This window comes from Achromobacter deleyi (assembly GCF_016127315.1).
Classification (GTDB): domain Bacteria; phylum Pseudomonadota; class Gammaproteobacteria; order Burkholderiales; family Burkholderiaceae_B; genus Achromobacter; species Achromobacter insuavis_A.
Genome location: NZ_CP065997.1, coordinates 5,709,840 through 5,735,277, shown reverse-complemented (window position 1 = coordinate 5,735,277; position 25,438 = coordinate 5,709,840). Strand labels below are relative to the sequence as shown.

The 25,438-nt window shown below is 70.8% G+C and carries 24 protein-coding genes; 6 read left to right on the top strand and 18 right to left on the bottom strand.

The window, feature by feature from the left end; all coding sequences use genetic code 11:
- Positions 1–105: 105 nt before the first annotated feature.
- The 4 genes from I6I07_RS25765 to I6I07_RS25750 all read right to left on the bottom strand — a co-directional run bounded on the left by I6I07_RS25765 (position 106) and on the right by I6I07_RS25750 (position 7,171).
- Positions 106–3,333: an error-prone DNA polymerase gene (locus I6I07_RS25765; protein WP_198484265.1), complete on the bottom strand. Its 3,228-nt coding sequence runs from the start codon at positions 3,331–3,333 to the stop codon at positions 106–108.
- Between the two features lie 7 nt (positions 3,334–3,340).
- Positions 3,341–4,810 carry a Y-family DNA polymerase gene (locus I6I07_RS25760; RefSeq protein WP_198484264.1) on the bottom strand — a complete coding sequence of 490 codons (1,470 nt, stop codon included), beginning with the start codon at positions 4,808–4,810 and terminating at the stop codon, positions 3,341–3,343.
- Positions 4,740–5,438 (bottom strand): translesion DNA synthesis-associated protein ImuA, encoded by a 699-nt coding sequence (gene imuA, locus I6I07_RS25755; RefSeq protein ID WP_116522037.1) that lies wholly within the window; start codon positions 5,436–5,438, stop codon positions 4,740–4,742. Before imuA ends, I6I07_RS25760 begins: the two co-directional genes overlap by 71 nt.
- 191 nt (positions 5,439–5,629) lie before the next feature.
- Positions 5,630–7,171: an amino acid permease gene (locus I6I07_RS25750; protein WP_269784297.1), complete on the bottom strand. Its 1,542-nt coding sequence runs from the start codon at positions 7,169–7,171 to the stop codon at positions 5,630–5,632.
- A gap of 161 nt (positions 7,172–7,332) precedes the next feature.
- Between I6I07_RS25750 and ypfH the strand changes: the two genes are divergently transcribed.
- Positions 7,333–8,061, top strand: coding sequence for an esterase (gene ypfH, locus I6I07_RS25745; protein WP_198484263.1), 729 nt, complete (start codon positions 7,333–7,335; stop codon positions 8,059–8,061).
- 10 nt (positions 8,062–8,071) lie between these two features.
- Complete coding sequence (locus I6I07_RS25740; RefSeq protein WP_054431275.1) at positions 8,072–8,878, top strand: IclR family transcriptional regulator; 807 nt, start codon at positions 8,072–8,074, stop codon at positions 8,876–8,878.
- 117 nt (positions 8,879–8,995) lie between these two features.
- Here I6I07_RS25740 and I6I07_RS25735 read toward each other — a convergent pair whose 3' ends face one another.
- From I6I07_RS25735 to queE, 11 genes are all read right to left on the bottom strand, one after another.
- Positions 8,996–9,790, bottom strand: coding sequence for an SDR family NAD(P)-dependent oxidoreductase (locus I6I07_RS25735; protein WP_198484262.1), 795 nt, complete (start codon positions 9,788–9,790; stop codon positions 8,996–8,998).
- A 1-nt stretch (position 9,791) separates the two neighbouring features.
- Entirely contained in the window at positions 9,792–10,769 is a 978-nt protein-coding gene (locus I6I07_RS25730) for a Bug family tripartite tricarboxylate transporter substrate binding protein (protein ID WP_198484261.1), read from the bottom strand.
- Positions 10,770–10,811: 42 nt separating this feature from the next.
- A complete protein-coding gene (locus I6I07_RS25725) occupies positions 10,812–12,545 on the bottom strand; it encodes a thiamine pyrophosphate-binding protein (protein ID WP_198484260.1) in 1,734 nt (577 codons plus the stop codon).
- Positions 12,529–13,392: a hypothetical protein gene (locus tag I6I07_RS25720; protein ID WP_198484259.1), complete on the bottom strand. Its 864-nt coding sequence runs from the start codon at positions 13,390–13,392 to the stop codon at positions 12,529–12,531. Before I6I07_RS25720 ends, I6I07_RS25725 begins: the two co-directional genes overlap by 17 nt.
- Positions 13,393–13,830: 438 nt before the next feature.
- Positions 13,831–15,252 (bottom strand): efflux transporter outer membrane subunit, encoded by a 1,422-nt coding sequence (locus I6I07_RS25715; protein WP_198484258.1) that lies wholly within the window; start codon positions 15,250–15,252, stop codon positions 13,831–13,833.
- A gap of 55 nt (positions 15,253–15,307) precedes the next feature.
- Positions 15,308–16,258, bottom strand: a complete 951-nt coding sequence (locus I6I07_RS25710) for an HlyD family secretion protein (protein WP_198484257.1) — start codon at positions 16,256–16,258, stop codon at positions 15,308–15,310.
- 2 nt (positions 16,259–16,260) lie between these two features.
- Positions 16,261–16,473, bottom strand: a complete 213-nt coding sequence (locus I6I07_RS25705; protein WP_006394618.1) for a DUF1656 domain-containing protein — start codon at positions 16,471–16,473, stop codon at positions 16,261–16,263.
- Positions 16,470–18,521, bottom strand: a complete 2,052-nt coding sequence (locus I6I07_RS25700) for an FUSC family protein (RefSeq protein ID WP_198484256.1) — start codon at positions 18,519–18,521, stop codon at positions 16,470–16,472. The genes I6I07_RS25705 and I6I07_RS25700 overlap by 4 nt, the downstream gene beginning before the upstream one ends.
- Positions 18,518–18,991, bottom strand: coding sequence for a MarR family winged helix-turn-helix transcriptional regulator (locus I6I07_RS25695; protein WP_198484255.1), 474 nt, complete (start codon positions 18,989–18,991; stop codon positions 18,518–18,520). Before I6I07_RS25695 ends, I6I07_RS25700 begins: the two co-directional genes overlap by 4 nt.
- A gap of 233 nt (positions 18,992–19,224) precedes the next feature.
- A complete protein-coding gene (gene queD / locus I6I07_RS25690) occupies positions 19,225–19,668 on the bottom strand; it encodes a 6-carboxytetrahydropterin synthase QueD (RefSeq protein WP_198484254.1) in 444 nt (147 codons plus the stop codon).
- Positions 19,665–20,297 carry a 7-carboxy-7-deazaguanine synthase gene (gene queE / locus I6I07_RS25685; RefSeq protein ID WP_006394622.1) on the bottom strand — a complete coding sequence of 211 codons (633 nt, stop codon included), beginning with the start codon at positions 20,295–20,297 and terminating at the stop codon, positions 19,665–19,667. The genes queD and queE overlap by 4 nt, the downstream gene beginning before the upstream one ends.
- A gap of 253 nt (positions 20,298–20,550) precedes the next feature.
- Between queE and arfB the strand changes: the two genes are divergently transcribed.
- The 3 genes from arfB to I6I07_RS25670 all read left to right on the top strand — a co-directional run bounded on the left by arfB (position 20,551) and on the right by I6I07_RS25670 (position 22,571).
- On the top strand, positions 20,551–20,967 hold the full coding sequence (gene arfB, locus I6I07_RS25680; protein WP_198484253.1) for an alternative ribosome rescue aminoacyl-tRNA hydrolase ArfB: 417 nt from the start codon (positions 20,551–20,553) through the stop codon (positions 20,965–20,967).
- A 157-nt stretch (positions 20,968–21,124) separates the two neighbouring features.
- Positions 21,125–21,466, top strand: coding sequence for an ArsR/SmtB family transcription factor (locus I6I07_RS25675; RefSeq protein ID WP_198484252.1), 342 nt, complete (start codon positions 21,125–21,127; stop codon positions 21,464–21,466).
- A 49-nt stretch (positions 21,467–21,515) separates the two neighbouring features.
- Positions 21,516–22,571: an alkene reductase gene (locus I6I07_RS25670; RefSeq protein WP_198484251.1), complete on the top strand. Its 1,056-nt coding sequence runs from the start codon at positions 21,516–21,518 to the stop codon at positions 22,569–22,571.
- A 44-nt stretch (positions 22,572–22,615) separates the two neighbouring features.
- On the opposite strand, the gene I6I07_RS25665 is transcribed toward I6I07_RS25670, so the two are convergent.
- Complete coding sequence (locus I6I07_RS25665) at positions 22,616–23,467, bottom strand: CPBP family intramembrane glutamic endopeptidase (RefSeq protein ID WP_198484250.1); 852 nt, start codon at positions 23,465–23,467, stop codon at positions 22,616–22,618.
- A gap of 173 nt (positions 23,468–23,640) precedes the next feature.
- Here I6I07_RS25665 and I6I07_RS25660 point away from each other — a divergent pair, with 173 nt between their 5' ends.
- The gene (locus I6I07_RS25660; RefSeq protein WP_198484249.1) at positions 23,641–24,015 is read left to right on the top strand and encodes an MAPEG family protein; all 375 of its coding nucleotides are present in this window, start codon (positions 23,641–23,643) and stop codon (positions 24,013–24,015) included.
- A 48-nt stretch (positions 24,016–24,063) separates the two neighbouring features.
- Here I6I07_RS25660 and I6I07_RS25655 read toward each other — a convergent pair whose 3' ends face one another.
- Both I6I07_RS25655 and I6I07_RS25650 read right to left on the bottom strand, forming a co-directional pair.
- Positions 24,064–24,498 carry a carboxypeptidase-like regulatory domain-containing protein gene (locus I6I07_RS25655; RefSeq protein WP_198484248.1) on the bottom strand — a complete coding sequence of 145 codons (435 nt, stop codon included), beginning with the start codon at positions 24,496–24,498 and terminating at the stop codon, positions 24,064–24,066.
- Between the two features lie 145 nt (positions 24,499–24,643).
- Complete coding sequence (locus I6I07_RS25650) at positions 24,644–25,438, bottom strand: NRDE family protein (protein WP_198484247.1); 795 nt, start codon at positions 25,436–25,438, stop codon at positions 24,644–24,646.

Here is a 25,438-nt window from a genome sequence, read left to right as displayed (position 1 = left end):
TTGGCGTGCGGCCATCGCTCCGGGTCGCCGGGTCCGGTTGTCGCACCCGCTCGTCTCGATCCGCGTGCGCCCCGCGACGCCGGGGCCAGCGCCGGCGCGCCGCCGTCAGTGGAAGTTGCGGCTGGGCATGCTCAGGCCGCCCAGCAACTCGGACAGGTCCACCAGCCGCTGCGCGATCAGGTGGCGCACGCCGTCCACGCTCTGCCAGCTGCCGTATACGCCCAGCAGGGAGGAGGCGAGCAGTTCGCGGCGCTGGCGTTCGATCAGCTCGGGGCGCACCACCACGTTGACCGGGCCGGTCTCGTCCTCGAGGGTGACGAAGATCACGCCCTTGGAGGTCTGCGGCCGTTGGCGCACGGTGACGATGCCACAGGCGCGGGCCACGCGCTTGTCGGGGTAGCCGTTGAGCACGCTGGCGGGCTGGAAGTTGCGCGCCGCCAGTTGCGGCCGCAGCAGTTCGACGGGGTGGCGCCGCAGGGTCAGGCCGACGCTGCGGTAGTCGGCCGCCACGGTCTGGTTCTCGGTCGGCGCGGCCAGTCGCGGCGCCTCGGTTTCGTGGATGGCGGCGTCGCGCAGCAGGTCGCGGCTGTGGACGCTGGCGGCGGCTTCCCAGCTGGCCTGGCGGCGGTGGCCGGCCAGGGTCAGCAGGGCGTCGCCGGCGGCCAGCGCGTTCAGGTCGTGGCGCGTCAGGGCGGCGCGGCGCGCCAGGTCGCCGGTGCTGGTGAAGGGGGCGTCGGCGCGGGCGGCCTCGATGCGGCGGGCGCTGTCTTCGTGCAGGCCCTGGATCAGGCTCAGGCCCAGGCGCACGGCGGGGCGGATTTCGTCCGGCGCCGGGGCGTGGCGGTGCGCCGGGCGCGGCGCGGCGTCGTCCGGCGCGGTTTCCAGCGCGGCGTCCCAGCCGCTGACGGTCACGTCGGCCGCCAGGACCCGCACGCCGTGGCGGCGCGCGTCCTGCACCAGTTGCGCGGGGGGATAGAAGCCCATGGGCTGGGAGTTGAGCAGCGCGGCCAGGAAGGCCTCGGGCTCGTGGCGCTTGAGCCAGGAACTGGCGTAGGCCAGCAGCGCGAAGCTGGCGGCGTGGCTTTCGGGGAAGCCGTATTCGCCAAAGCCCTCGACCTGGCGGAACAGCGCCTCGGCGAATTCCAGCGTGTAGCCGTGGGCCAGCAGGCCGCCCACCAGCTTGACGCGGTATTTGTCGACGCCGCCCTTGCGCTTCCAGGCGGCCATGGAGCGCCGCAACTGGTCGGCGTCGCCCGGCGTGAAGCCGGCCGCCACCACCGCGATCTGCATCACCTGTTCCTGGAAGATCGGCACCCCCATGGTGCGGCTGAGCACGCCGCGCACCTTGTCGCTGGGGTAGTCGATGTCTTCCTTGCCCTGGCGGCGGCGCAGGTAGGGATGCACCATGCCGCCCTGGATCGGGCCGGGCCGCACGATCGCCACCTGCACCACCAGGTCGTAGTATTCGCGCGGCCGCAGGCGCGGCAGCATGGTCATCTGGGCGCGCGATTCGATCTGGAACACGCCGATGGTGTCGGCCTCGCAGATCATGTCGTAGGTGGGGGTGTCGCCCTCGGGGATGTCCTGCAGCCGCAGCGGCTGGCCGCGGCGCTGGCCGGCCAGCTCCAGGGTGCGGCGCAGCGCCGACAGCATGCCCAGGGCCAGCACGTCGACCTTGAGCAGCTTGAGCGCGTCCAGGTCGTCCTTGTCCCACTGCACCACGCTGCGGTCGGCCATGGCGGCGTTCTCGATCGGCACCAGCCGCGACAGCTTGCCGCGCGAGATGACGAAGCCGCCGGGGTGCTGCGAGAGGTGGCGTGGAAAGCCCATCAGGGTCTGGGCCAGCGCGGCCCATTGCCGCGCCACCTGCGATTCCGGGTCGAGGCCGCAGGCGCCCAGCGTGCGCAGCATTTCCTTTTTGCCGTCCCACCACTGGTGGGCGCGCGCCACGGCGTCGATCACGCCCGCGTCCACGCCCAGCGCGCGGCCGGTGTCGCGCAGCACGCTGCGGGGCCGGTAGGAAATCACCACGGCGGTCAGGGCGGCGCGCTGGCGGCCGTATTTGCCGTAGATGTACTGGATCACTTCCTCGCGCCGCTGGTGCTCGAAGTCGACGTCGATGTCGGGCGGCTCGTTGCGTTCCTTGCTGATGAAGCGTTCGAACAGGTTGTTGCCGCGGCGCGGGTCGACTTCGGTGATGCCCAGGCAGTAGCACACCGCCGAGTTGGCGGCCGAGCCGCGCCCCTGGCACAGGATGCCGTTGTTGCGGGCGAACAGGACGATGTCGTAGACCGTGAGGAAGTAGGCCTCGTATTGCAGGTCGGCGATCAGCGCCAGTTCCTTTTCGATCTGTTCGGTGACGTGGGCCGGCGTGCCGGCCGGAAAGCGCCGCGCGGCGCCCGCCAGGGTTTCCTGGCGCAGGAAGGTGGCGGGTGTGTGGCCGCGCGGGATGATCTCGTCGGGGTATTCGTAGCGCAGCTCGTCCAGCGAGAAGGCGCAGCGCCGCGCCACCACCAGGGTCTGAGCCAGCGCCTCGGGCGGGTACAGGTTGGCCAGCCGCATGCGGGTGCGCAGGTGCTGCTCGGCGTTGCCGGACAGCGCGTAGCCGCATTGGGAAACGGGCTGGTGGGTGCGGATGCCGGTCAGGGTGTCGTGCAGCGGCTTGCGCGAACGCACGTGCATCTGCACCTGGCCCAGGGCCACCACGGGCAGTTCGGCGGCGCGCGCGGCGTGGTCGACGGCGGCGCGGTGCAGGTCGTCGCGCGAGCGGTACAGCAGGGTCAGGCCGACCCAGGCGCGGTGCGGGAAGGTGGCGGCCAGCCAGCGCGCCTGCTGCGCCATGCGGTCGGGGTCGTCGCCGTAGACGGGCGACAGGATCGCCAGGCACTCGGGCAGGTGGCGCAGGTGTTCGTAGCCCGGCGGCGGGGCGGTGAAGTCCTCGGGCGCCAGCCGGTATTCGCCCTTGGGGGCGCGGGTGCGGGCCAGGGTGATGAGTTCGGACAGGTTGCCGTAGCCCTCGCGGGTCTGCGCCAGCAGGGTCAGGTCGAGCGGGGCGGCGTCGGGGCCGGCGCGCAGCCGGAAGGTGGCGCCGATGAGAAGCGGCAGCTTCTGGGTCTTGGCCTCCATGTGGGCGCGCACCACGCCGGCCAGGCTGCATTCGTCGGTGATGGCCAGGGCGGCGTAGCCCAGTTCGGCGGCGCGGGCGGCCAGTTCCTCGGGGTGCGAGGCGCCCTGCAGGAACGAGAAATTCGACTGGCATTGCAGTTCGGCGTAGCCGGGCAGTCCGGCGGGCGGGCCGGGGGCGTCGTCATGGGGATCGTCGGGCGCTTGCATGGCGGGGTCAGGCGTACAGCCCGTGCAGGTACCAGCGCGCGTGCTCGTCGTCGCGTTCGCGGTAGATCCAGTAGCGCGCGCTGGCGGCGTCCTCGGCGACGAAGTAGTCGCGCACGGTCAGCGCCGGGTCCCACCAGCCGCTTTCGATGCGCTCGGGGCCGCGCATCAGCCGCAGCGCCTGGCCGGCGTATTGCGGCCGGTGGCCGGCCAGCTTCAGCGGCAGCGGCGGGTCGAGCAGCCAGAAGGGGCGGTCCAGCTGGTCGGGCAGCGGCTCGGGGCGCTGCGGCGGCTCCAGCGCGTCGCCCCAGGCGTTGGCGGCTTCGGGCCGGTGGTCGGGGGTGGGACAGGCGTGGCGGACGTGGTCGCGGCCCAGCCGCGCCGTCAGCAGGTCCAGCAGGCGGGCGTGGTCGGCGGCGGTGCCGCCGGGCTCGGGGAACAGCGTGGTGCTGGCGGCGGGTTGTTCGGTGGTGTCGGGCGCCAATAGGGATACGGCGATGACGGGCGCTTCGAGCGTGAGGCGGCCGAGCTTTTCCCGCAGCAGGTTGAGAATCTGCGGCGCCTGCCAGACGGGCTGGGCCAGCGCCAGTTCGAGTTCGGTGGGCGGGCGCGCATGGCGGCCGCGCTCGTGGTCCATGCGCAGCAGCACGCGCCGCACCGCCAGCTGTCGGGCCGCCAGCCAGCCGCCCAGCTGCTCGGCCAGGCGCCGCGCCACGGCCAGCACGGCGTCGGTGTGCTCGAGGTATTCCATCAGCTCGATGCGGCGCTCGAAGCGCGGCGGCGGCTCGATCCAGCGATGCAGTTCGGGCGACTGGCCATAGGCCGCGTCCAGCGCCTGCAGCAGGTCGGGCGCGCTGCGCCGTTGCAGGCCGGCGCGCGGCAGGGCGCGCAGGTCGGCCAGGGTGTGGCAGCCGATGTCGTTGAGCCAGTCCAGGCGCGGTTGGGCCTGGGGCAGCAGGGCCACGGGCAGGGCGTCGAGCCGGCGGGCCAGCGTGCGCGGGGTCAGCGCCCGGCGCGGCGGCCGGCGCCCGCCGCGATGCGCCAGCAGCCAGGCGCCGGCGGCGGTGGGCGCCATGCCCAGCGACACGCGCAGGTCCAGCGCGGCCAGCGTGGCGGCCACGCGCCGGTGCAGCGCGTGCGGCCCGCCAAAGAACAGCAGGCTGGCGCCGACGCTGAGCAGCACGGTGTCGTCGCCGGACAGCGCGACCTCGGGGGTGTATTGCAGCAGCGCCAGCGCCGCGCCCTGCAGGGTGTCGGCCTCGGCCACCGGGTCGCGCGTCAGCAGCTCGACCTCGGGCGCGATGGCGGCCGCGCCGCCGCGGCGCATGCCCGGCCGCACGCCGGCCTGGCGCGCGGCGGGCGTGAGGGCGGCGACGCGTTCCTGGTCGAGGACCGCGCAGGCCTGCGCCTCATGCGGCCAGTGCGGGCGCAGTGCGTCCAGCGGCAGGCAGCGCAGGCAGGCGGCGATCCAGAGGCGCATGGCGGGTAGGCGCGAGGACGCCGGGCTCCAGGCCCACGTACAGCGGGGCCTCGCAGACCGGTCCCCGGCGCTTGAGAATATGGACGGACAGCCCGCCCGGCGCGGGCGCGAGCGCCAGGCGCAACGGGGCGGGGGTGGCGTGCTGCGCCGCGCTGGCCGGGCGCAGGGCGACGAACAGCAGGTCGCTGGCCTGGGCCGCCAGGTGCAGCCGGCGCAGCGATTCGGGGCGCACGTGCGGCAGCCAGCAGAGCAGGGCGCCGCAGCTGCCGTTTTTCAGGATCTGCTCGGCGGCCCAGAGGGCGTCCAGGGGTTTTTCGGGGGCGACCCAGAGCAATTGGCGCGGATCGAGCCGCCAGCTCATCCAGCTGGCGATGTGCGGCGCGTGCGGCGGCTGCACCAGGGCGATGGCGCGGCGCGTTTCGAGCTGCGCCAGGGCCGGGCGCAGCAGGCGGATTTCGCCGATGCCGGGTTGCGGCGACAGCAGCTCGATCAGCGAACCCAGCGGCCAGCCGCCGTCCGGCAGCTCGGCCGACAGGGCGGCGTGGCCGGTGGGCAGGCTGCGGGCGGCGCCCCGGGCCAGCTGGGTGGCGCGCCACAACGCGGGATGGATCTGTTCTGGGGACGGCATGGCGGCTGGACGACCCGGTTCTCCTGGGGTGGAGGGCAGTCGGGCCGCCCTGGGAAATCAATGATTGCTGTATGAATATACAGTATTTTACCCGACGCGAAAGCGCCGGTATGTATCCCGGGATTGCACTGCCATAAAGGGGGATTCAGGCCGGAAGGCCGGGCCGCCGCAAGGGGCGGCCCGGCACCGCGTCAGGGGCGCGCGGCGGCGCTGGCGGCGACTGGCGCGTCCTGGCCGACGCCGGCGGCGCGGTCGGCCTCGAAGCCGTAGAACTGCATGTCTTCGTAGCGGATCCAGCGCGACTTCCTGACCAGCCGGTGGCCGATCCAGAACGCCAGGAACAGCGGGATCGCCAGGTAGGTCGAGACCACCCCGATCCAGTCGATGCGCTCGTCCAGGAAGGCCTGGTAGTTCTGGCCCAGCGTGACCAGCAGGCACAGCACGAAGGCCAGCAGCGGGCCGAACGGGAACAGGCCGGCCTTGTAGGGCAGGTTGGCGGTGTCGTAGCCGTGCTTCAAGTAGCCCTGGCGGAAGCGGTAGTGGCTGACCGCGATGCTGAGCCAGACGATGAACTCGGTCATGCCGGCGAAATTCAGCAGCCAGATGTAGACCGCCTTGGGGCTGTAGACCACGCTGAACATGCACAGGCAGGCCAGCGCGGTGGTGGCCAGCAGCGCGTACAGCGGCACGCCGTTGCCGGTCAGGCGCTTGAACACGGCCGGCGCCTGGCCCTCGACCGCCATGTTGAACAGCATGCGGGTGGCGGCGTACATGCCCGAGTTGCCGGCCGACAGCACCGAGGTCAGGATCACCGCGTTCATGATGGTGGCCGCCGACAGCAGCCCGGCGTGCTGGAACACCAGCGTGAACGGGCTGACGGCGATGTCCTCGACTTCGTTGCGCAGCAGCTGCGGGTCGGTATAGGGAATCAGCAGGCCGATGATCAGGATCGCCAGCACGTAGAACAGCAGGATGCGCCAGAACACGTGGTTGATGGCGCGCGGCACGTTGCGGCGCGGGTTCTCGGACTCGCCGGCGGCCACGCCGACCAGCTCGGTGCCCTGGAACGAATAGGCCACCACCATGGCCACCCCGACCCAGGTGGCGGCGTTGCCGACGAACGGCGCCTCGCCCACGGTCCAGTTGCGCAGGCCGACCGGCGCGTCGCTGTGGATGATGCCGACCAGCATGGCCACGCCCAGCACGATGAAGCACAGCACCGCCACCACCTTGATGATGGCGAACCAGTACTCGGCCTCGCCGAAGCTGCGCGCCGAGAAGGCGTTCAGGCCGAAGGTCAGCGCCAGGAAGAGGACGCTCCAGATCCAGCCGGGGGTGTCGGGGAACCAGTACGCCATCACCAGCTGGGCGGCCACCACGTCCACCGCCACCACCGTGGCCCAGCTGAGCCAGAAGTTCCAACCCAGCGCGAAGCCGAAGCCGCCGTCGACGTAGCGCGAGGCGTAGGTGCAGAACGAACCCGATACGGGCATGAAGGTGGCCAGTTCGCCCAGGCTGGTCATGATGAAATAGACCATCAGGCCGATCAGCAGGTAGACCGTGAGCGCGCCGCCGGGGCCGGCCTGGGCGATGGCCGCGCCCGAGGCGATGAACAGGCCGGTGCCGATGGCGCCGCCCAGGGCTATCATGGTCAGGTGGCGCGCCTTGAGCACGCGGTGCAACTGGTTCTTGTCGGCCGGAGGGGTTCCCGAATCTGTCGTCGGTGTTTTCATGGAATGCACAGGTTGATGCAAAGCGCTGCGCCGGCCACGAACGCCCGTCAGCGCCTGGTGGACACCGGGGGCAGTAGCCGGCCCGGGGGGCGCCTTGCCTAGGATTGCGTGTGGCGGGCATTTTACAATGGGGCCATCCAGTGCCCGTACGGAGCCGTTGCATGGCTGCTTCTTCCCCTGATTCCTCCCCATCTTCCCGCGCGATCGAACTGCTGCCCGAGCCGGGCGCCGAGGTGCGCCAACTGTTCATCCTGCTGCACGGCGTCGGCGGCGCGCCCGACAACCTGCTGCCGCTGGCCCAGGCCGTGCGCGCCGCGTTTCCCGCGGCGGCGATCCTGATCCCCGAGGGCTTCGAGCCTTTCGATGGCGGCGGCGCCGGCCGGCAATGGTTCTCGGTGCGCGGCGTCACCGAGGAAAACCGCCCCGAACGGGTGGCCCGGGCCCTGCCGCCGCTGGAGGCCTACGTGAAGCAGGCCCAGGCCCGCTTCGGCCTGCTGCAGTCCGACACCGCGCTGGCCGGTTTCTCGCAGGGCGCCATCATGGCGCTCGAACTGGTGCAGGCGCATGACGGCATGGCCGGCCGCGTGATCGCCTTTTCGGGCCGCTATGCGCAATTGCCCAAGGCCGCGCCGCAGTACACCACGCTGCATCTGCTGCATGGCGCCGCCGACGGCATCATGCCGGTGGCGCACATCCAGGCGGCGCAGGCGCGGCTGGACGAGCTGCATGGCGACGCCACCATCGACGTGGCCTCGCAGGTCGGCCACGAGCTGCACCCGGCGCTGATCCAGCGCGCCATCGAGCGGCTGCAGACCTGCGTGCCGCTGCGCAGCTGGGAAGCGGCGCTGGGCCTGAACCAGTCGCCGCCGGACGGCACCACGGTGCACTGACGCCGCGCCGATGAGTCCCGCCAAATCCTCCGCCGCCGCCCGCGACGCCGATCCGGTCGGCGGCGCGCAGAGCATCTTCCGGGTGTTGCGCATCCTCAAGTACGTGGGCGCCGCGCCCGCGCGCGGCGTCGGCCTGACCGACGTGGCGCGCGACCTGGGCCTGACGCCGCCGACCGCGCACCGCATGCTGTCGGCCCTGCTGCAAGAGGGCTTTCTGGCCCTCAACCCCAAGCTCAAGACCTACAGCCTGGGACGCGAGTCGTACATCCTGGGGCTGGCGGCCGAAAGCCGCCACGGCATCAAGGCGATCGCCGAATCGGCGGTGCTGCGGCTGGCCGAGTCCACCGGCGACACCAGCTTCCTGTCGGTGCGCTCGGGCCACGAGGCCGTTTGCGTCGACCGCAAGACGGGCGATTTCCCCATCAAGATCCTGACGCTGGAAGTCGGTCACCGCCGGCCGCTGGGCGTGGGGGCGGGCAGCCTGGCGCTGCTGGCGTTCCTGCCCAACGACGACATCGAGCGGGTGCTGGCGCGCTACGACGCCTCGGCCGCGCCCGACCTGCCGTCCACCGCGATGCTGCGCGAGGACATCGCCGCCGCCCGCAAGCAAGGCTATGCGCTGAACCCGGGCCGCATCATTCCGGACATGCTGGGGGTGGGCGTGCCGGTGTACGACCGCGAGCAGCACGTGGTGGCCGCGCTCAGCGTGGCCGCGATCCGCTCGCGCTTGTCGGGGGCGCGGCTGCAGGAAGTGGTGGCGGCGCTGCAGCGCGCCGCCACGGAACTGGGCGCGGAGCTGGCGCCGCGCCCGGCCTGACGCGCGGCGCGACCGCGCGCGTCTCGGATCCGGGCAATCCGACAGGCATTGGACCGATCGGGAGATGGCCGGCAGGCGGCGCGTCCTGGCGTCCCGCTGGCCGGCCTGCTACGCCGGCTATCGTCCCGCGCAGGACTTGCCGCCGTCCACCGGCAGGCACACGCCGGTGATGTACTTCGCTTCGTCGCTGGCCAGGAACAGCGCGGCATGGGCCACGTCCCAGGCGTCGCCCATGCGGCCCATCGGGCTGGCGGCGTTGCGGCGCCGGCGCATTTCCTCCACGTCCTCGAACTGGCCGGCGATCTGGGTGTAGATCAGTGGCGTGTCCATCACGCCCGGCAGCACCGCGTTGACGCGGATGTTGTCGGGCGCGTAGCGCACCGCCAGGGCGCGGGTCAGGTGGTTCAGCCCGGCCTTGGCGGCGTAGTACGAGGTGTAGGGATAGGTGTTGACCTGGATCGAGGCCAGCGACGAGATGTTGACGATGCTGCCGCCGCCCTGGGCCAGCATGGCCGGCAGCACGTGCTTGCAGGTCAGGAACACGCCGGTCAGGTTGGTGTCCATGACCCGGTGCCAGCTGTCTTCGCTGGCCTCGATCGGGTCGCCCATCTCGGTGATGCCGACGTTGTTGTGCAGCACGTCGATGCGGCCGGCCTCGGCCAGCATGGCTCGCACCGCCGCCAGGATCTGCGCGCTGTCGGTCACGTCGGCCGCCAGCGCGGTGCAGCGGCCGCCTTCCTCGATGATGATGCGGCGGGTTTCCTCGGCCGAATCGGCGCGCAGGTCGACCGCGAACACGTGGGCGCCTTCGCGGGCATAGAGCGCGGCGGCGGCGCGGCCGTTGCTCCAGCCCGGTCCGGACGAGCCCGCGCCGAACACCAGCGCGGTCTTGCCTTGCATGCGCTGGCCCATGTCAGTCCACCGAGATGTGCGCGAACTCGGCCACCTTCTTCCACTTGGCCACGTCTTCCTTGATCATGGCGGCGAAAGCTTCCGGCTTGTCGGCCACCACATAGGCGCCCACGCCGGCGTACCTGGCCTGCACTTCGGGGTCGGCCAGCGCGCGGCGCGAGGCTTCGCTGAGCTTGGCCAGGACCGGCGCGGGCAGGCCGGCCGGGGCCAGCAGGCCGTTCCACATCTCCGCGTCATACGTCGGCAGGCCGACTTCGGCGAAGGTGGGCACGTCGGGCAGTTGCGGGAGGCGCTTCCGGGCCGCCACCACGATGGCGCGCAGGCTGCCCGACTGGATGTGCGCCATCGACGAGGCCGCCGTGTCCCACAGGATCGGCACCTGGCCGGCGATGACGTCGTTGAGCGCCGGGCCGGTGCCGCGGTAGGGCACGTGCATCATGTCCAGGCCCGACAGCGACTTGTAGTATTCCATCGCCATGTGGGTGGCGCCGCCGTTGCCCGACGAGGCGTACGAATACTTGCCCGGCGCGCCCTTGACCAGCGCCACGAACGCCGCGTAGTCCTTGGCCGGGAAGTCCTTGTTGACCACGATCACGCCCGGCACGCGGATGATCTGCGTGACCGGGGTGAAGTCCTTGATGGCGTCGTACGGCAGGTTCTTGTAGACCGCCGAGTTGGTGCCGTTGGTGCTGGAGGTGCCCAGCAGCAGCGTGTAGCCGTCGGGCGTGGCGCTGGCCACCGCGCGCGAGCCGACCGTGCCGCCGGCGCCGCCGCGGTTTTCCACCACCACGGGCTGGCCGATCTGCTTGCCCAGCGCCTCGGCGAAGATGCGGCCGACCACGTCGGAGGTGCCGCCGGGCGGGAAGGGCACGATCAGGCGGATCGGGCGGTCGGGATAGTTGCTCTGGGCGCTGGCGGGGGCGGCCAGCACGGTGGCCACGGCGGTCGCGGCCACGGTCAGCCAGGTACGGATCTTCATGGGTTGTCTCCTCGCTTGGAATGTCTGTGTTTTTATTCAGGCTCAGGCGATGCGATCGCCCGGCTTGATCTTGGCGGCCCGGCTGTCCACGCCCGGCAGCATGTGGGCGGGGTCGCGCGTCACCACCACGTCCAGCACGGTGGGGCGGTCCTTGCAGGCGTAGGCGGCGGCCAGCGCGGCCGGGATCTCGGCCGGGTCCTCCACCCGGATACCGTTGCAGCCCAGCGCGCGGGCAACGTTGGCGTAGTTGGTCTCGGCCAGGTCCGACGACTGGTAGCTGCCGCTGCCGTACATCAGGTGCTGCAAGGCCTTGATATAGCCCGAGGCGGCATTGTTGACCACCACCAGGGTGAAGGCCAGGCCCATGCGCACCGCGGTTTCCAGTTCGCCCAGCGACATGTTGCAGCCGCCGTCGCCGGTCAGGCTGATCACCTGCCGTCCGGGCGCCGCCGCGGCCGCGCCGATGGCGCCGGGGATGCCGTAGCCGATGGACGCGAAGCCGCGGTCCGGCACGAAGCCGCGCCCGGCGCGCTTGGTGTCGAACAGCAGGCCGCCCCAGTGCGCGGCGAAACCGCCGTCGGCCACCAGCACGCCGTCCGCGGGCAGGCTGGCGTTGATCTCGTGCATCAGGCGCGCCATGCCGATGGGCCGGTCGGCCGAGGTCAGCTTGGCGTGCACCGATTCGCGCCAGGTGTGCATCGCCTGGCCGACTTCGGCGGCGTAGTCTTCCCGGCGGGCGGCGCCGTGGTCGGGCAGGGCGGCCAGGCCCTGGTCCAGCTCGGCCAGCGTGGCGCGGGCGTCGCCCCACAGCCGCAGCGTGGGCGTGGTGGTGCGGTCGAATTCCTCGGCCACGATGTCCAGGTGGATGATGGGCGCGCCGGTGGCCAGCAGGTCGTAGCGGCGCGTGGCCACTTCGCCCAGCTTGCAGCCCACCACGAACAGGCAGTCGGACTTGGCGATCAGGTCGTTGGCGATGCGGCTGTAGCGGCCGAACAGGCCCGCGTTCAGCGGATCGTCGCAGGCGATGGCGCCCTTGCCGCTCATGGTGTGAGCGACCGGGATGTTGTAGCGCCGGGCGAAGTCCTGCACGGCCTCGGCGGCCTCGCTGATGTGCACGCCGCCACCGCACAGCATCAGCGGGCGGTCGGCGCCGGCCAGCATGGCGGCGGCTTGCGCCAGCGCCTCGGCATCGGGGCGGCAGCGCAGGGCGGGCGCGCGGCGATAGGTGGCGCTGGCGTGGAAGGCGTCGGCGTCGAAGGCATGGACCTCGTGGGCGATGTCCTCGGGCACGTCCAGCACTACCGGGCCGGGCCGGCCGCTGGTGGCGACCGCGAAGGCGCGCCGCACCAGTTCGGGAATGCGCTCGATCTTCTCGACCCGCAGCACGTCCTTGACCACCGGGCGCAGCACTTCCAGCTGGCGCGCTTCCTGCGTCATGTTTTTCCACGAATGCATGCGGTGCGAGTCGCCCACCAGCGCCACCATGGCGGTGCCGGCGTTGTAGGCCTCGGCCAGGCCGGTGACCAGGTTGGTGGCGCCGGGGCCGAGCGTGGCGTCGCACACGGCGGGGCGGCCGCTGACCTTGGTGTAGGCGTCGGCGGCGAACACCGCGCAGCGTTCGTCGTTGATCAGGTTGTGGTTCAGCTTCAGGCGCCGCACCGCGTCGTAGAACGGCAGCAGCTGAAAGCCGCCCATGCCGAACATCAGGCCGACGTCATGCGCCGCGAACATGCGGGCGATGGCTTCGCCGCCGGTGATTTCAAGGGTTTCCGACATGCGGAGGGTGCTCCTGGCAGGTTGCGCGCCCTGCGAGCAGGGCGTCGATAAAGGTTCTGAGGGGGGCGCCGATGCGGCAGCCGAGTTCGCGGGCGCGGGCGTTGGTGCACGACACCAGGCCGTCCTCGTAGCAGGAACGGGCATCGCCGATGCGCGCGCTGTGGGCCGACACCGTCAGCGCGGCGATGCCGCGCCGTTGCAGCAGCGGCAGGCGGCCGATGCCGGCGCTGTCCTTGCCGATGCCGGCGTCGTTGAAGGTCACCAGCCGGGGCACGGGGCGCACGCCGTCGGTGGCCAGGCCAGCCAGCCGTTCGCCGTGCGAGGCGGTGACGGCGATCAGGCCGTCGTCGGCCGCTTCCAGCAGCGAGACCGAGTCGGCGCCGATCACCAGGGGCGCGCCGTCGGCGTTCGCGACCAGGACTGTGCGCGCTTCATGGCGCGGCGCCGGCCAGGTCGGCGCCATGTCGGCCGCGGCGAGCCGCTGGGCGGCCTGCGCCACGGCCATGCCGGGCCGGCAGCCGAGCGCGTGGGCAAGTTCGTTGACGTGGCTGAGGATGCCGTGGCGCGCCATGTCGGCGCCGTCGCCGATGCGGCAACTGCGGTAGTCGGCGGTGGCGGCGGCCACGCCCCATTGCTGCAAGTCGTCCAGCCCGGCGATGCCGGCCCGCTGCCAGCCGACGCCGGCGTCGTTCAGCACCACTGCGCGCACCCGGCCGCGGGCCGCGCAATAGGCGGCGTAGTCGCCGCCGTGCGAGGCGGCGATCACCACGCGGCCGACGTCTTCGGGCGCCAGCTTGGTGATGCTGTCGAGGATGCGGGCAGCCTCGGTGTGATTCTTGTTTTCCATATTGTGGATATTTGGTTCGATTTCCTCGCCTGTGCGGGCGTTCTCAGGGAAATCGATTTGTCTCTGTTTGAATTGGAATAATCGTATGGAGCTGATTCTAAGAGGCGCGGCTTCGTCTCAACAATGCTGTCTCCATATTGTGGAAACTAATTTGAATCGGGAGGAGCGAGGCGGGTTCGCCAAAGGGGAGGCGCGGAGGATGTGCGTCCGCCAGGGAGGCATCCGCAGACGTCGCTCGTTCGTGGAGATGGAGACGCGACACGATCACGCGCACCGGGGCGTGGCGCGATCCATGCAAAGGGGGGGAAGGGCGTGATGCCCTGGAAGCGTGCGCGAGGGCCGCTGCGGGCAAGCCGGCGGGTCGCGCCCTGGAGGGAGAAAAGACAACAGGCCGGCGGCGCCCTGGCGGCCTGGCCGCCCGGACGCCGCTCGCGGCGCTTACTTTTCCCAGCCGCCGCCCAGCGCCAGGAACACGGCGATCTGGTCGTTGCTGAGCTCGGCCTGGCTGGCGGCCAGCGCGCTTTCGCTGGCGGCCAGCGTGCGTTCGGCATCCAGCACGGTCAGGTAGTCGGTCTTGCCGTACTGGAACAGTTGGCGCGCCTGCGACGCGGCCTGGGCGGCCTGGTCGCGCGCGGCGCGCAGCGAGGTCTCGCGGTCGAGTTGGCGCGCGTACACCACCAGCGCGCTCTCGGTTTCGCGCAGCGCGTTCAGCACCGAGGCGTCGAAACGCGCCACCGCGGCCTTGGTGTTGGCCTCGGCTTCGGCGATGCGCGCCTGCACCGCGCCGGTGTTGGGCAGGGTCCAGGAGATCAGCGGACCGACGCTCCAGCTGAAGGTGCCGCGGTCGCCGAACATGGCGGCCGGGCCGCCCGAGGCGCCGGACAGGCCCAGCGTGATCTTGGGGTAGAGGTCGGCCGTGGCCACGCCGATGCGCGCGGTGGCGGCGGCCAGCGTGCGCTCTGCCTGGCGGATGTCGGGACGGCGGCGCAGCAGCGCGGCGCCATCGCCTACAGGAATCGTCTGGCTCAGCCGCGGCGCGGTGGCGCATTGCAGCAGCGAGGTCGGGATCTCGCCGGGAGTCTGGCCGGTCAGGGCCGCCAGGCGATACAGCGCGGTGCGCTGCTGCGCCTGGAACGGCGGCAGGTTGGCGCGCAGCTGTTCCAGCTGGCTGCGGGCGCGGGTAACGTCGAGCGCGGTGCCGCGGCCGGCGCGTTGCAGCCGGCTGACCGCGTCCAGCGATTCCTGCTGCACCTTGACCGAGTGCTCGGCCGAGGCCAGCTGCATGCCGGCCGAACACAGGTTGGCGTAGGCGCGCGCGGTCTCGGCCGCCACCGTGACGCGGGTGGCGTCGTAGGCCGCCTGCGCCGACTGCGCGTCGGCGCCGGCCGCTTCCACGGCGCGCCGGATCTGGCCGAACAGGTCCAGCTGGTACGACATGCTGGCGCCAGCCGAGTACGACCAGCGGTTGGGCGGATCGATGCCGGGCGCCAGTTCCTGGATGCCGGACACGTGGCCGAAGGTGGGCGAGGCGTTCACGCCCAGGCTGGGCTGCTGCTGCGCCTCGGTCTCGCGCACGGCGGCCTGGGCCCGTTCGAGGTTGGCGCTGGCCACGCGCAGGTCGGTGTTGGCGCCCAGCGCCTTTTCCACCAGCCCGTCGAGCACCGGATCGTTATAAAGCCGCCACCAGTGGCCGGGCACCTGGTCGCGCTGGAACACGCTTGCCTGCGCCTCGGCGAACGGCGCCTGCGCGCTGGGCCGGGTGGCGGCCGATCCGGCGGGCACCTGGTAGTCAGGGCCCACGGCGGCGCATCCGGCCAGCGCGGCGGACAGCATCAGCGGCAGGAAGAATCTGGTGTTCATGGCGATTACGGCTTGGCGTTGTCTAGGAGGTTGAGGGGTTGCGGAAAGGGCGCGCTCAAGAAGGTTGGCGCGCGTCGGTTTGCGTTCGTGTTTGTGCTTGCGTTTTTGCCTGCGTTTGCGCGGGCGCGGCCGCCGCGCCGACCGCGACGGTGGCGGTCTGGCCGGCCACCAGGCGCACGCCGGCGGGCACCTCGTCGATCTTCACGCGCACCGGGATGCGCTGCGCCAGGCGCACCCAGTTGAAGGTCGGGTTGACGTTGGGCAGCAGGTTGGCGCCAGTGCTGCGGTCGCGGTCGGCGATGCCCAGCGCGATGCTCTCGACGTGGCCGCGGATGTGGCGGCTGTCGCCCATCAGCGTGACGGTGACGGGATCGCCTTCGTGGATGCCGGGCAGCTTGGTTTCCTCGAAATAGCCTTCGACGTAGAACGAGCTGGCATCGACCAGCGCCATCACGCCGTGGCCGGCGCTGGCGTACGAGCCGGCGCGCAGGTCGAGGTTGGTGACGCGGCCGTCGGTCACGGCCAGCACGCGGCTGCGTTCCAGGTTCAGGCGCGCGGTGTTCAGCTGCACCTCGGCCTGGGCCAGCGCGGCCTCGGTCTGCTGCAGCTTGGTCTGGCTCTGTTCCAGCGTCTCGGCGGCCACCAGCTGGCCCAGCGAGCGGTTGCGCTTGGCGTCGCGCAGCGCCTGTTCGCGCGCCACCTGTTGCGAGCGCACTGACGCTTCGGCCTGGTCGAAGGCCAGCTGGAAGCGGGCGCGGTCGATCTCGAACAGCACGTCGCCGGCCTTCACGTCCTGGTTGTCGCGCACCGGCACGGCGGTGACCAGGCCGGACACGTCCGGCGCCACCTGCACCACATAGGCCTTGACGCGGCCGTCGCGGGTCCAGGGTTCGACTTCATAGTGCACCCAGAGCTGCCAGCCGGCGTAGACGGCGGCCGCGACGACGGCGGCGGTCACCGCGAATTTGCCGATGGCGGCGGGGCGCAGGGCATTGGGGAGTTTCATACCTATCTCTGCAGAAAATAAGGGGAAATCAGGGAGACGCCATACAACAGCACCACGAACAGCGCCAGGTCGAACAGCGCCGGGTGCCAGACCAGGCGATACAGCCCGGCGCGCGCCAGCACGCGGCGCACGGCCCAGGCGACGGCCAGGGTGGCCACGCCCAGCACCAGCAGCCAGGGGAAGTAGATGCCGTAGAGATTGAATTCGCCGATCATGGTGTTTCCAGCGTGGGATGGGCGGGTTGATAGTCGGCCGCGTCGGGGAAGAAGGCGCGGCGCAGGCCCACCAGGGCCACCACCGCGCGGTCGCGCGCGGCGACGGTGCCGGGGGTGGCGGTGACGCTGGCCAGGGCCCGGTCGATCTGCGCCAGCATGTCCGGCGTCTTGTCGCCGCCGCGCCAGGCCGAGCGGGCGCGGAAGAACTGCGCCAGGCTGTCGAGCAGCGGCGCGATGCTGGCGTCGGCCATTGGCAGATGGCGGCGCGCGCGTTGCAGTTCGGTGATGTCGCGGCCCACGCGCAGGTCCTTGAGCGCGTCGGCGGCGACCAGGTCGTCGGGCCGCTTGGCCAGCGCCAGGCGCGGCTGCAGCAGGCCGATGCGGTCGAGCATGCGGGCGGCGTAGGTGTGGCGCGCCGGGGTGCGCGGCGAGCTGGCCAGCATCGCCAGTTCGTGCCAGTTGGCGGCCTGGATGCGGCGCGCGCTCCAGTCGGCGCTGACGGTGCGGAAGATGGCGGCGATGATCGCGGCGGCGGCCACGCCCATGCACTGCGCCACCTGGGTGTCCAGGAACGACACCAGGTCGGCGGTGTGGGTGTCCTGCAGCGCCATGGTTCCAAGGAAGCCGAACAGCATCGCCATGGCCTTGCCCGCGGAGGTGGGGCGCGCAATGAAGATGCCGATGACGAAGGCCGTGGGCAGCATCGCCAGCGCCAGCATCTCGAACGAATGGATGGCCGGCATGATGCCCAGCAGGTACAGCGCCGACAGCGGAATCGAATAGACCGTGTAGGTCAGGAACTGCATGATGCCCGGCACCGGGTTGTCCTGCGAGGCGAAGAAACAGCTGAAGATGGCGGCCATCAGCGCGGCGGTGGCGCCGTTGCTCCAGGCGGTGCCGATCCAGAAGGCGCAGACCACCGAGATGGCGACGCCGGCGGCGGCGGCCGACAGCAGCGCCATGCCGTGGTCGCGGTGCAGCGCGCGATTGGGCGTGCTGGTGGCGGCGCGCGGCGCGCGCAGCGGAGCGCCGGCCAGCCCGGCGCGGATCTCGCGGCGCAGCGCCAGGCACTCGTCATAGGTGTCGATCAGTTCGCGCAGCCGCGTCATCAGGCTGGCCAGCAGCGCATCGCGCCAGCCGGAGTGGCTGTCGATGGCGGGCGTCAGGCGCGAGACGGCGGCGCGCAATTGCACGGCGGTTTCGTGGGTGGCCTGGGCGCCGGCGTTGATCCATTCGGAGATGTCGGCCAGCACTTGCGACACGGGTTCGGGCAGGGTCTGGCCGTCGGCCTGCAGCGCGCGCATGCGGTCTTCGACGGCGGACACGGCGGGCGTGAGCGCGGCGATCTGGTCCTGCATGGCGCGCACGGCGCCGGCGGTCCAGCGCAGGTTGCCGGTGTCGAACGGCACGTGCGTCGACAGCAGGCGCAGCTGGGTGATGTCGTTGGCCAGCACGCGGCGGTCGCGGTCTTTCTGTTCGGTCGTCTGGCCGCTGAGGGTGTCGTGGATCCAGAGCTTGGCGTCGCGCACCGCCTTGTCCAGCTGCAGCGTCAGGGCCGGGGCCAGGCCGCGCGGCAGCACGATGCTGTGGATCAGCGTGGCGCAGACGATGCCCAGGCTGATTTCCTCGACCCGCGCCAGCGCGGTGTCGAACACCTGCGAGGGGTCGGTGACGCTGGGAAAGCCGATCATGGCGGCGGTGTAGCCGGCCAGCATGAAGAGGTACGACCGCGGCGTGCGGTCCAGCACCGACAGGTACAGGCAGAAGCCGACCCAGGCCACCATGGCGGCGGTCATGACGACCGGCGAGTTCGACAGGCGCGGCACCATGTAGACGGTCATGGCCGAGCCGCAGAAGGTGCCGACCAGGCGGTACAGCGCCTTGGAGCGCACCGCGCCGGACCAGGGCTGGGCCACGATGTAGGCGGTGGTCATGGCCCAGAACGGACGCGGCAGGCCGATGCTGTACGAAAGATAGAGCGCCATGATGGCGCTCAGGTAGCTCTTGAGGGAGAAGATCGTCTCGCGGACGTTGGGCAGGTATTTCATGGCCGCGGATCCTCTTGCGCGCCGGCGGCGCCGCGGCCCAGCGCGGCCTTGAGCGAATCGAACACGCGCAGGCAGGCCTGCAGGTCGGCTTCGCTGACGCCGTCGAACAGGTGGCGGCGCAGTTCCACCAGCACGTCCTCGACCTCTTTGCGCAGGGTGTGGCCGGCCTCGGTCAGGTGCAGGGTCTTGGCGCGGCGGTCGTGCGCGTCTTCGCGCCGTTCCATCAGGCCGGCGGCGACCAGTTGGTCCAGCACGCGCACCAGCGACGGGCCTTCGACCCCCAGGGCCTCGGCCAGCGCGCCCTGGCGCACGCCGTCGCCCAGCCGGCCGGCCAGGATCACGGGCCAGGCGGTGGCTTGCGACAGGCCGTAGTCGGCCAGCGCCTTGTCGGCGGCGCCGCGATAGGCGCGCGACAGCACCATCAGGTTTGCGGTGGTGGCCATGAGTTGGGAGTCGGTGGGGGTGTCCATGGAAATAGATTGTATCCTATCTATTAGCTTACTATTAATTGAAAATGGCGAAGATCTCCATTGATTTTTTCAATCGGGAAAATCAGGGGCGGGCTTTCCGTGGATGGAAAGGCGGGCGGCCATCGTCCATGCCTGCCGGGGGAACAAGCGATCGGCATGCGTGGCCGCGCCAGGCGGCAAGCGCATGCGGTCGCATCGACTTGCGGGCAGCCATGCCGGCCGCCCCGGGGATATCAACCGTTGCAGTCCGCCCAGCAATTGGGCGTTTCGTACAGGCGCACGCGGGTCAGGCGCAGGTCGGCGCCGTAGTGGCCGTGGTAGTGCGGCGCCAGGATCTCGAAGATGATGGCGGCCAGGTTCTCGGCGGTGGGGATGCGGTCCAGCACCACGGTCTTGTGGCCGGGCATCGAGTCCAGGAAACCGCGCACGGCGGTGTCGCCCTCGAAGACCAGGAAGGCATGGTCCCAGACGTCGACGATATTCGCCTTGGCGATGCGCTTGATGTCGGCGAAGTCCATCAGCATGCCGTTGTCGGATTCGCCGGGGGCCTGGACGATGTCGCCGGTCAGGGTGATTTCGAGCACATAGCGGTGGCCGTGCATGTTGCGGCACTGGCTGCGGTGGTCGGGAATGCGGTGGCCGGCGTCGAATTCAAGCCTGCGGGTCACGGAAATCATGGAATGCCTATGTATTTATGGGTCTGCAGGCTCAGGCGCCATTGCGGGTGCTGCATGCAGTATTGGACGGCCTGTTCGGTGTTGGCCAGGCGGGCGGGGCCGTCCATGGGTTGCAGGAAGAAGTGCTCGAAGTCCAGGTGTTCGAAGCGCGGGGGCAGGGCGTTGGCCTGGGGATAGACCAGCTTGAGTTCGTTGCCGCGTTCGATGACGACCGGCGCGGTGCCTTTGGGGCTGACGCAGATCCAGTCGATGCCGGGGGGCGGCTGGACGGTGCCGTTGGTTTCGATGGCGACGGTGAAGCCGCGCGCGTGGACGACGGCGAGCAGGGGCGCGTCGAGTTGCAGCAGGGGTTCGCCGCCGGTGAAGACGATGTAGCGGTTGGCGGTGTCGGGGCCCCAGGCGGCTTCGATGGCGTCGGCGAGCAGTTCGGGGGTGGCGAATTTACCGCCGCCGTCGCCGTCGGTGCCGATGAAGTCGGTGTCGCAGAAGGTGCAGGCGGCGCTGGCGCGGTCGCTTTCGCGGCCGGTCCAGAGATTACAGCCTGCGAACCGGCAGAAGACCGCCGCGCGGCCTGCGTGGGCGCCTTCGCCTTGCAGGGTTTTGAAGATTTCTTTGGCGGTGTAGGTCATGGGGGGAGGGGCTCGGGGCGAGCGCCTAGGGTGGGGCAAAAGGGCGTTATTTTAGTCGTTCTTGGGGATGTGGGTCGGGGATGTCCTTGATGTCGTGGGCTTTTTCTGCTTTTCCGGGTTTGCGGGGCCCGCCTGGAGTGGCCGCCCGGGCGGCCGCTCCAGGCATACGCGGTGTGGGGTGTTGGGATGGGGTTCGCGGCGCGCATGCGCGGAGGGGCGTTGGGCCTGGCGAAGGCTTATATACTCTCGCGCTATGTTTCATGTTCAAGATTCTCTCTATATCGACGAGCGCGAGATTGAGTTCTCGATGATCCGGGCGCAGGGCGCGGGCGGGCAGAACGTCAACAAGGTGTCGAGCGCGGTGCATCTGAGGTTCGATGTGCGGGCGTCGTCGTTGCCGGCCGACATCAAGGATGCGTTGGGCGCGATGAGCGACCATCGTATTTCCAAGGATGGGGTGATCGTCATCAAGTCGCAGTCGTTCCGCAGCCAGGACAAGAACCGGGCGGAGGCGATCGAGCGGCTGGTGGGGATGGTGCGGGCGGCGGCGAAGGTGGAGAAGCCGCGGCGGGCGACGAAGCCGACGCGGGCGTCGCAGCGGCGGCGGGTGCAGCGCAAGGTGTCGCATGGCGAGGTGAAGCGGTTGCGGGGGCGGGTGCAGGGGGAGTGACGGTCTCCCTGCCTGCGGACGGCCGGTAGTGGACGGGCCGTTATTGGGGGCGGGGCCGGTGCGGAGTCGGTTCCGAAGAAGGCCCCTCTGTCGGCAGGGGTATGACTATATATCGGGATGTCTCGATATAAGATTCGATAAATTGCGATATTTCAATATGACGACCACTGCTTCCACCGCCATCGAGGCCACCACGGACATTGATGTCGACGCCATTCTCAAGGCGTTGGCCAATCCCGTGCGCCGCGAGATCCTGGGGTGGTTGAAGACGCCGCAGGCGCACTTCGAGGAGCGGCCGGGGCATACCTTCGAACACGGGGTGTGCGCGGGCCATATCGATGGGCGCTGCGGGCTGTCGCAGTCCACCGTGTCTTCGCACCTCGCGGTGCTGCAGCGCGCGGGGCTGATTTCGGCCACCAAGGTGGGGCAGTGGGTGTTCTTCCGTCGCAATGAACCCGTGATTGCCGCGTTCCTGCTGCAATTGAATCAAGACATGTAGCCTGCCGCCGCTACCCAGCGCCCGCCCGCCGGGCACAAGGATTGTTTGTATGAGCCTGCTGTTCGAACCCTTGCAAGTGGGGGAATTGACCCTGCCCAACCGCATCATCATGGCCCCGTTGACGCGCCAGCGCGCCAGCGAAGGCCGGGTGCCGAACGACCTGATGGTCGAGTATTACGTCCAGCGCGCCGGCGCCGGATTGATCCTGACCGAGGCCACCTCGGTGACGCCGCAGGGCGTGGGGTATGCCGACACGCCGGGGCTGTGGTCGCAGGAGCAGGTCAAGGGCTGGCGCAAGGTGACGTCGGCGGTGCATGAAGCCGGCGGCCGCATCTTCGCGCAGCTGTGGCACGTGGGCCGCATTTCGGATCCGATCTTCCTGAATGGCGAGCTGCCGGTGGCGCCGAGCGCGATCGCGGCGGGCGGCCATGTCAGCCATGTGCGTCCGCAGCGCGGCTATGTGGTGCCGCGCGCGCTCGAGACCGATGAGATCCCGGGCATCGTCGAGGCCTACCGCCGCGGCGCGCAACTGGCGCAGGAAGCCGGTTTCGACGGCGTCGAAGTGCACGGCGCCAACGGCTATCTGCTGGACCAGTTCCTGCAGGACAGCACCAACCACCGCACCGACGGCTACGGCGGCTCGCTCGAAGCGCGCGCCCGCCTGATGCTGGAAGTGGTGGACGCCAGCGTCGGCGTGTGGGGCGCGGGCCGGGTCGGCCTGCATCTGTCGCCGCGCGGCGATGCCCATACGATGGGCGATTCGGATCCGGCCACGACCTTCAACTATGTGGCGCGCGCGGCGCGCCGTCGCGGCCTGGCGTTCCTGTGCGCGCGGGAGCACGAGGGCGCCGACAGCCTCGGTCCGCAGCTCAAGGAATCGTTCGGCGGCGTGTACATCGCCAACGAAGGCTTCACGCGCGAATCGGCCGAGGCGGCGATCGCCGCGGGCCGCGCCGACGCGGTGGCGTTCGGCGTGCAGTACATCGCCAACCCCGACCTGGCGCAGCGCTTCGCCTTGAAGGCGCCGCTGAACGCGCCGGATTCGTCGACTTTCTACGCCGCCGGCGCGACCGGCTACACGGACTACCCGGCCCTGGCGGCCTGAGTCCGAAGCGCGGCGGTCCCGGTCGCGGCCGGGGCCGCCGCGCGTCAATGCAGCGCGGCGCGCATCGGATAGGTGAACAGGCCGTAGTGCGCCGCGTTCAGGCCCAGATGGGCCAGCACCGCGGCCGCCAGTCCGCCATGGCGATAGGCCAGGCCGTACGCCACGCCGGCGACGCCGGCCAGCAGGACCCACTGCCAGCCGCCGGCATAGTGCGCCAGCCCGAACAGCAGCGCCGCGACCAGCAGCGCGGCGGTGGCGCCCCAGGGGCGGTCGCGCCAGCACCGCGCCAGCCGTTGCTGCACATAGCCGCGGAACAGCGCTTCCTCGGCCAGCGTCACCAGCAGCGCGTTGTTGATCAGCCAGAGCCAGCCCGAGTCGGGCCATTTCGGCGCCCATCCCACCACCCCCAAGGCCAGGGCCAACCCCAGGCAGACCACGACCGCGGCCGCGCAGGCGCCCAGCGCCGACGCGATGGTGGCGCGCGGGTTGGCGCCGGCCATCGCGGGCGCGGCGGCCAGCACCACCCAGAACGCCACCAGCGGCTTGTCCAGGTTCAGGTACATGCCGAAGGGCACCGCGTCCGGCGTCAGCGCCGCGCGCGGGATCACCAGCGGATTGTGGAACCCCGGCAGCCAATGCAGGAACAGCAGTACGGCCAGCGTGACGAACAGCGCATGGCCGGCGGCCCGCAGGGCGGGCGCGCCGCCGGGCCGGACCATCAGCGCGGCCAGCGCCAGCAGGGCCGGCCAGGCCAGCGCGACGGGTTCGATGCCGCCCTGGGTCCAGGCCCAGGCGTAGGCGGCCGCCAGCGGCAGCAGCGCCCAGGGGCGGGCGGCGGGCAGCCACAGCAGGGCGGCGGCCAGGAACAGCAGGGATCCGGGTGAAGCGAGGGGCATGACTCTTCCAGGGCGCGGACGGCGGCGCCGGCCCGTGCTTGCTGGCGCGGCGCCGCCGCAAAGCGGCAAGTGTAAGCGCCCGGGCTTTTCATTTCCGCGCTTTCAGGCGACCATGCCGCAGCGGCGGCGACGGCCCGCCGCCCCGTGGCGGGGTCCGCCCGCAAGGAGCAGCAATGAAATTGATCGCATGGTTGATGTTGGCGGCGGCGATCCTGCCGTTCGTGTCCACGATCGTGGCCAAGGCCGGCGGCAAGAAGTTCGACAACAACGATCCGCGCGCCTGGCTGGCGCGGCAGGAAGGCTGGCGCGCGCGCGCCAACGCCGCGCAGATCAACACGTTTGAAGCCCTGCCGTTCTTTTTCGCGGCGGTGCTGTTCGCGCTCTACAACCAGGCGCCGCCCGCGCACGTGGCCACGCTGATGGCGTGCTGGCTGGGCGTGCGGCTGGGCTACCTGGCGATGTACCTGGCCGGCTGGGGCGCGTTGCGCTCGCTGGTCTGGGCGATCAGCATGGGCTTCACGATCGCCATCCTGTTCTCGGGCGTCTAGGCCCGTTGCGCGGCGTGCCCGCCGCGCGTTTCTCGTCTCAGGCGCGCGTCACTTCCACTCGAACACGGCGCGGGCGGTGCCGCTGTTCTGCACGTTGACCTCGCGTTCCTGCGCCTTGCCGCCGTAGGTGGCGGACACCTTGTAGCTGCCGGCCGGCAGCTTGACCAGCATGTAGGGCCCTTCGGCCTCGGCCTGCAGCACCTGCTTGCCGTGCGCATCGTGGATGCTGACGGCGACGTTGGCGACGTAGTCGGCCTTGCCGTCGCGCTGGGCGGCGAAGGTCAGCGCCAGCGGGTAGTCCTTGGCGGCGGCTTTCAGGGCTTCGGATTCGTCCAGGCCGATGCCGCCGCTGACGTACTGCACCGTGCCCTGGTGCTTGACCGGCGGCAGGGCGGCCTGCGCGGTGGAGAGCACGCCGGCGAAGGCCAGCGTGCCCAGGGCCATTGCGGCGGCCAGGGTGGCGCGTTCGATGCGCTTGTTCATGAGAAGCTCCTTCAAGGGATGATCGGGCAACAAGGGTTTCGACCGCAGGGCTGGCGGCGAGTTCGTCGCTGGCGGCCACTATTTCCGGGCTCATGAGGGGGCCTGCCGAGCGGGCCTGCCGACAGGCAGGCCCCGGGCGGCCGGCCTATCCGAGCATATCGCTGGCGGCGCCATCGCGCCAGGCGAACGCCAGCGCGCTCTCGCCGCTGGCCGAGCCGTCGGGCGCGAAGCGCTTTTCGGTCAGCTGGCCGCTGCCGTCGTCGCATAGCGCCAGGACGGTGGAGCTGCGGGTGCCATAGTTTGGACTGACGATGAACGGGCTGCTCAATAGTTTTTCGCGATCCGGCGCCAAACCGGTGGCGGGCAGGTCGGCGTCGTCGGCCGGACTGCGGTCGGCCAGCGCCTGGAACAGCGCGGGCAGGTCGGGCTGCGGCGCATGCCGCAGCACGCGCTCGAACGCGGCCTTGGTGCGGGCCAGCTTGGGCCACGGCGTGTCCAGCAGGTGGTTCGACAGGGCGTAGACGCCCGGCGCCAGGGGCCGCGGGGCGCCGTCGCGGTTGCTGGCGTACCAGGCGCCGCGGGCGTCGCCCACGATCAGGTTGAAGCCGTTGTAGGCCTGGCCCGCGGCATGCGCGGCGGCGATGTAGTCGGCCGCGCCGGCATTGCCGCGCAGGAAGTCCTCGACCAGCGCGCCGCGCGAAGGCGCATCGGCGATCTGGCGGCCGGGTTCGCGGAAGTTCGTGACCAGCGCATAGCGGCCGTCGTGCGTCGCGCCCATCCAGGTGCCGCCGGCCAGGCCGTCGCGGCCGCCGTAGACGCGGGCGTCGTCGGCCCATTGCGCCGCCGGCAGCGTCGGCCGGGCATGAAATTCATCGCGGTTGGCGGCGATCAGGACGGGAATGCCCGGCACGGTATGCAGGGCGAGGACGGCAAGGCACAT

Excerpts from the sequence above, each read along its gene's own strand:
- I6I07_RS25665 (WP_198484250.1), bottom strand. The coding sequence starts at position 23,467 with ATGCCCCTCGCTTCACCCGGATCCCTGCTGTTCCTGGCCGCCGCCCTG.
- I6I07_RS25700 (WP_198484256.1), bottom strand. The coding sequence starts at position 18,521 with ATGAAATACCTGCCCAACGTCCGCGAGACGATCTTCTCCCTCAAGAGC.
- I6I07_RS25765 (WP_198484265.1), bottom strand. The coding sequence starts at position 3,333 with ATGCAAGCGCCCGACGATCCCCATGACGACGCCCCCGGCCCGCCCGCC.
- I6I07_RS25675 (WP_198484252.1), top strand. The coding sequence starts at position 21,125 with ATGACGACCACTGCTTCCACCGCCATCGAGGCCACCACGGACATTGAT.
- I6I07_RS25735 (WP_198484262.1), bottom strand. The coding sequence starts at position 9,790 with ATGGGCCAGCGCATGCAAGGCAAGACCGCGCTGGTGTTCGGCGCGGGC.
- I6I07_RS25660 (WP_198484249.1), top strand. The coding sequence starts at position 23,641 with ATGAAATTGATCGCATGGTTGATGTTGGCGGCGGCGATCCTGCCGTTC.
- I6I07_RS25730 (WP_198484261.1), bottom strand. The coding sequence starts at position 10,769 with ATGAAGATCCGTACCTGGCTGACCGTGGCCGCGACCGCCGTGGCCACC.
- I6I07_RS25670 (WP_198484251.1), top strand. The coding sequence starts at position 21,516 with ATGAGCCTGCTGTTCGAACCCTTGCAAGTGGGGGAATTGACCCTGCCC.
- I6I07_RS25720 (WP_198484259.1), bottom strand. The coding sequence starts at position 13,392 with ATGGAAAACAAGAATCACACCGAGGCTGCCCGCATCCTCGACAGCATC.
- I6I07_RS25710 (WP_198484257.1), bottom strand. The coding sequence starts at position 16,258 with ATGAAACTCCCCAATGCCCTGCGCCCCGCCGCCATCGGCAAATTCGCG.
- queE (WP_006394622.1), bottom strand. The coding sequence starts at position 20,297 with ATGACCTACACCGCCAAAGAAATCTTCAAAACCCTGCAAGGCGAAGGC.
- I6I07_RS25750 (WP_269784297.1), bottom strand. The coding sequence starts at position 7,171 with ATGAAAACACCGACGACAGATTCGGGAACCCCTCCGGCCGACAAGAAC.
- I6I07_RS25760 (WP_198484264.1), bottom strand. The coding sequence starts at position 4,810 with ATGCGCCTCTGGATCGCCGCCTGCCTGCGCTGCCTGCCGCTGGACGCA.
- I6I07_RS25725 (WP_198484260.1), bottom strand. The coding sequence starts at position 12,545 with ATGTCGGAAACCCTTGAAATCACCGGCGGCGAAGCCATCGCCCGCATG.
- queD (WP_198484254.1), bottom strand. The coding sequence starts at position 19,668 with ATGATTTCCGTGACCCGCAGGCTTGAATTCGACGCCGGCCACCGCATT.
- I6I07_RS25650 (WP_198484247.1), bottom strand. The coding sequence starts at position 25,438 with ATGTGCCTTGCCGTCCTCGCCCTGCATACCGTGCCGGGCATTCCCGTC.
- I6I07_RS25705 (WP_006394618.1), bottom strand. The coding sequence starts at position 16,473 with ATGATCGGCGAATTCAATCTCTACGGCATCTACTTCCCCTGGCTGCTG.
- I6I07_RS25655 (WP_198484248.1), bottom strand. The coding sequence starts at position 24,498 with ATGAACAAGCGCATCGAACGCGCCACCCTGGCCGCCGCAATGGCCCTG.
- arfB (WP_198484253.1), top strand. The coding sequence starts at position 20,551 with ATGTTTCATGTTCAAGATTCTCTCTATATCGACGAGCGCGAGATTGAG.
- I6I07_RS25715 (WP_198484258.1), bottom strand. The coding sequence starts at position 15,252 with ATGAACACCAGATTCTTCCTGCCGCTGATGCTGTCCGCCGCGCTGGCC.
- imuA (WP_116522037.1), bottom strand. The coding sequence starts at position 5,438 with ATGCCGTCCCCAGAACAGATCCATCCCGCGTTGTGGCGCGCCACCCAG.
- I6I07_RS25695 (WP_198484255.1), bottom strand. The coding sequence starts at position 18,991 with ATGGACACCCCCACCGACTCCCAACTCATGGCCACCACCGCAAACCTG.
- ypfH (WP_198484263.1), top strand. The coding sequence starts at position 7,333 with ATGGCTGCTTCTTCCCCTGATTCCTCCCCATCTTCCCGCGCGATCGAA.
- I6I07_RS25740 (WP_054431275.1), top strand. The coding sequence starts at position 8,072 with ATGAGTCCCGCCAAATCCTCCGCCGCCGCCCGCGACGCCGATCCGGTC.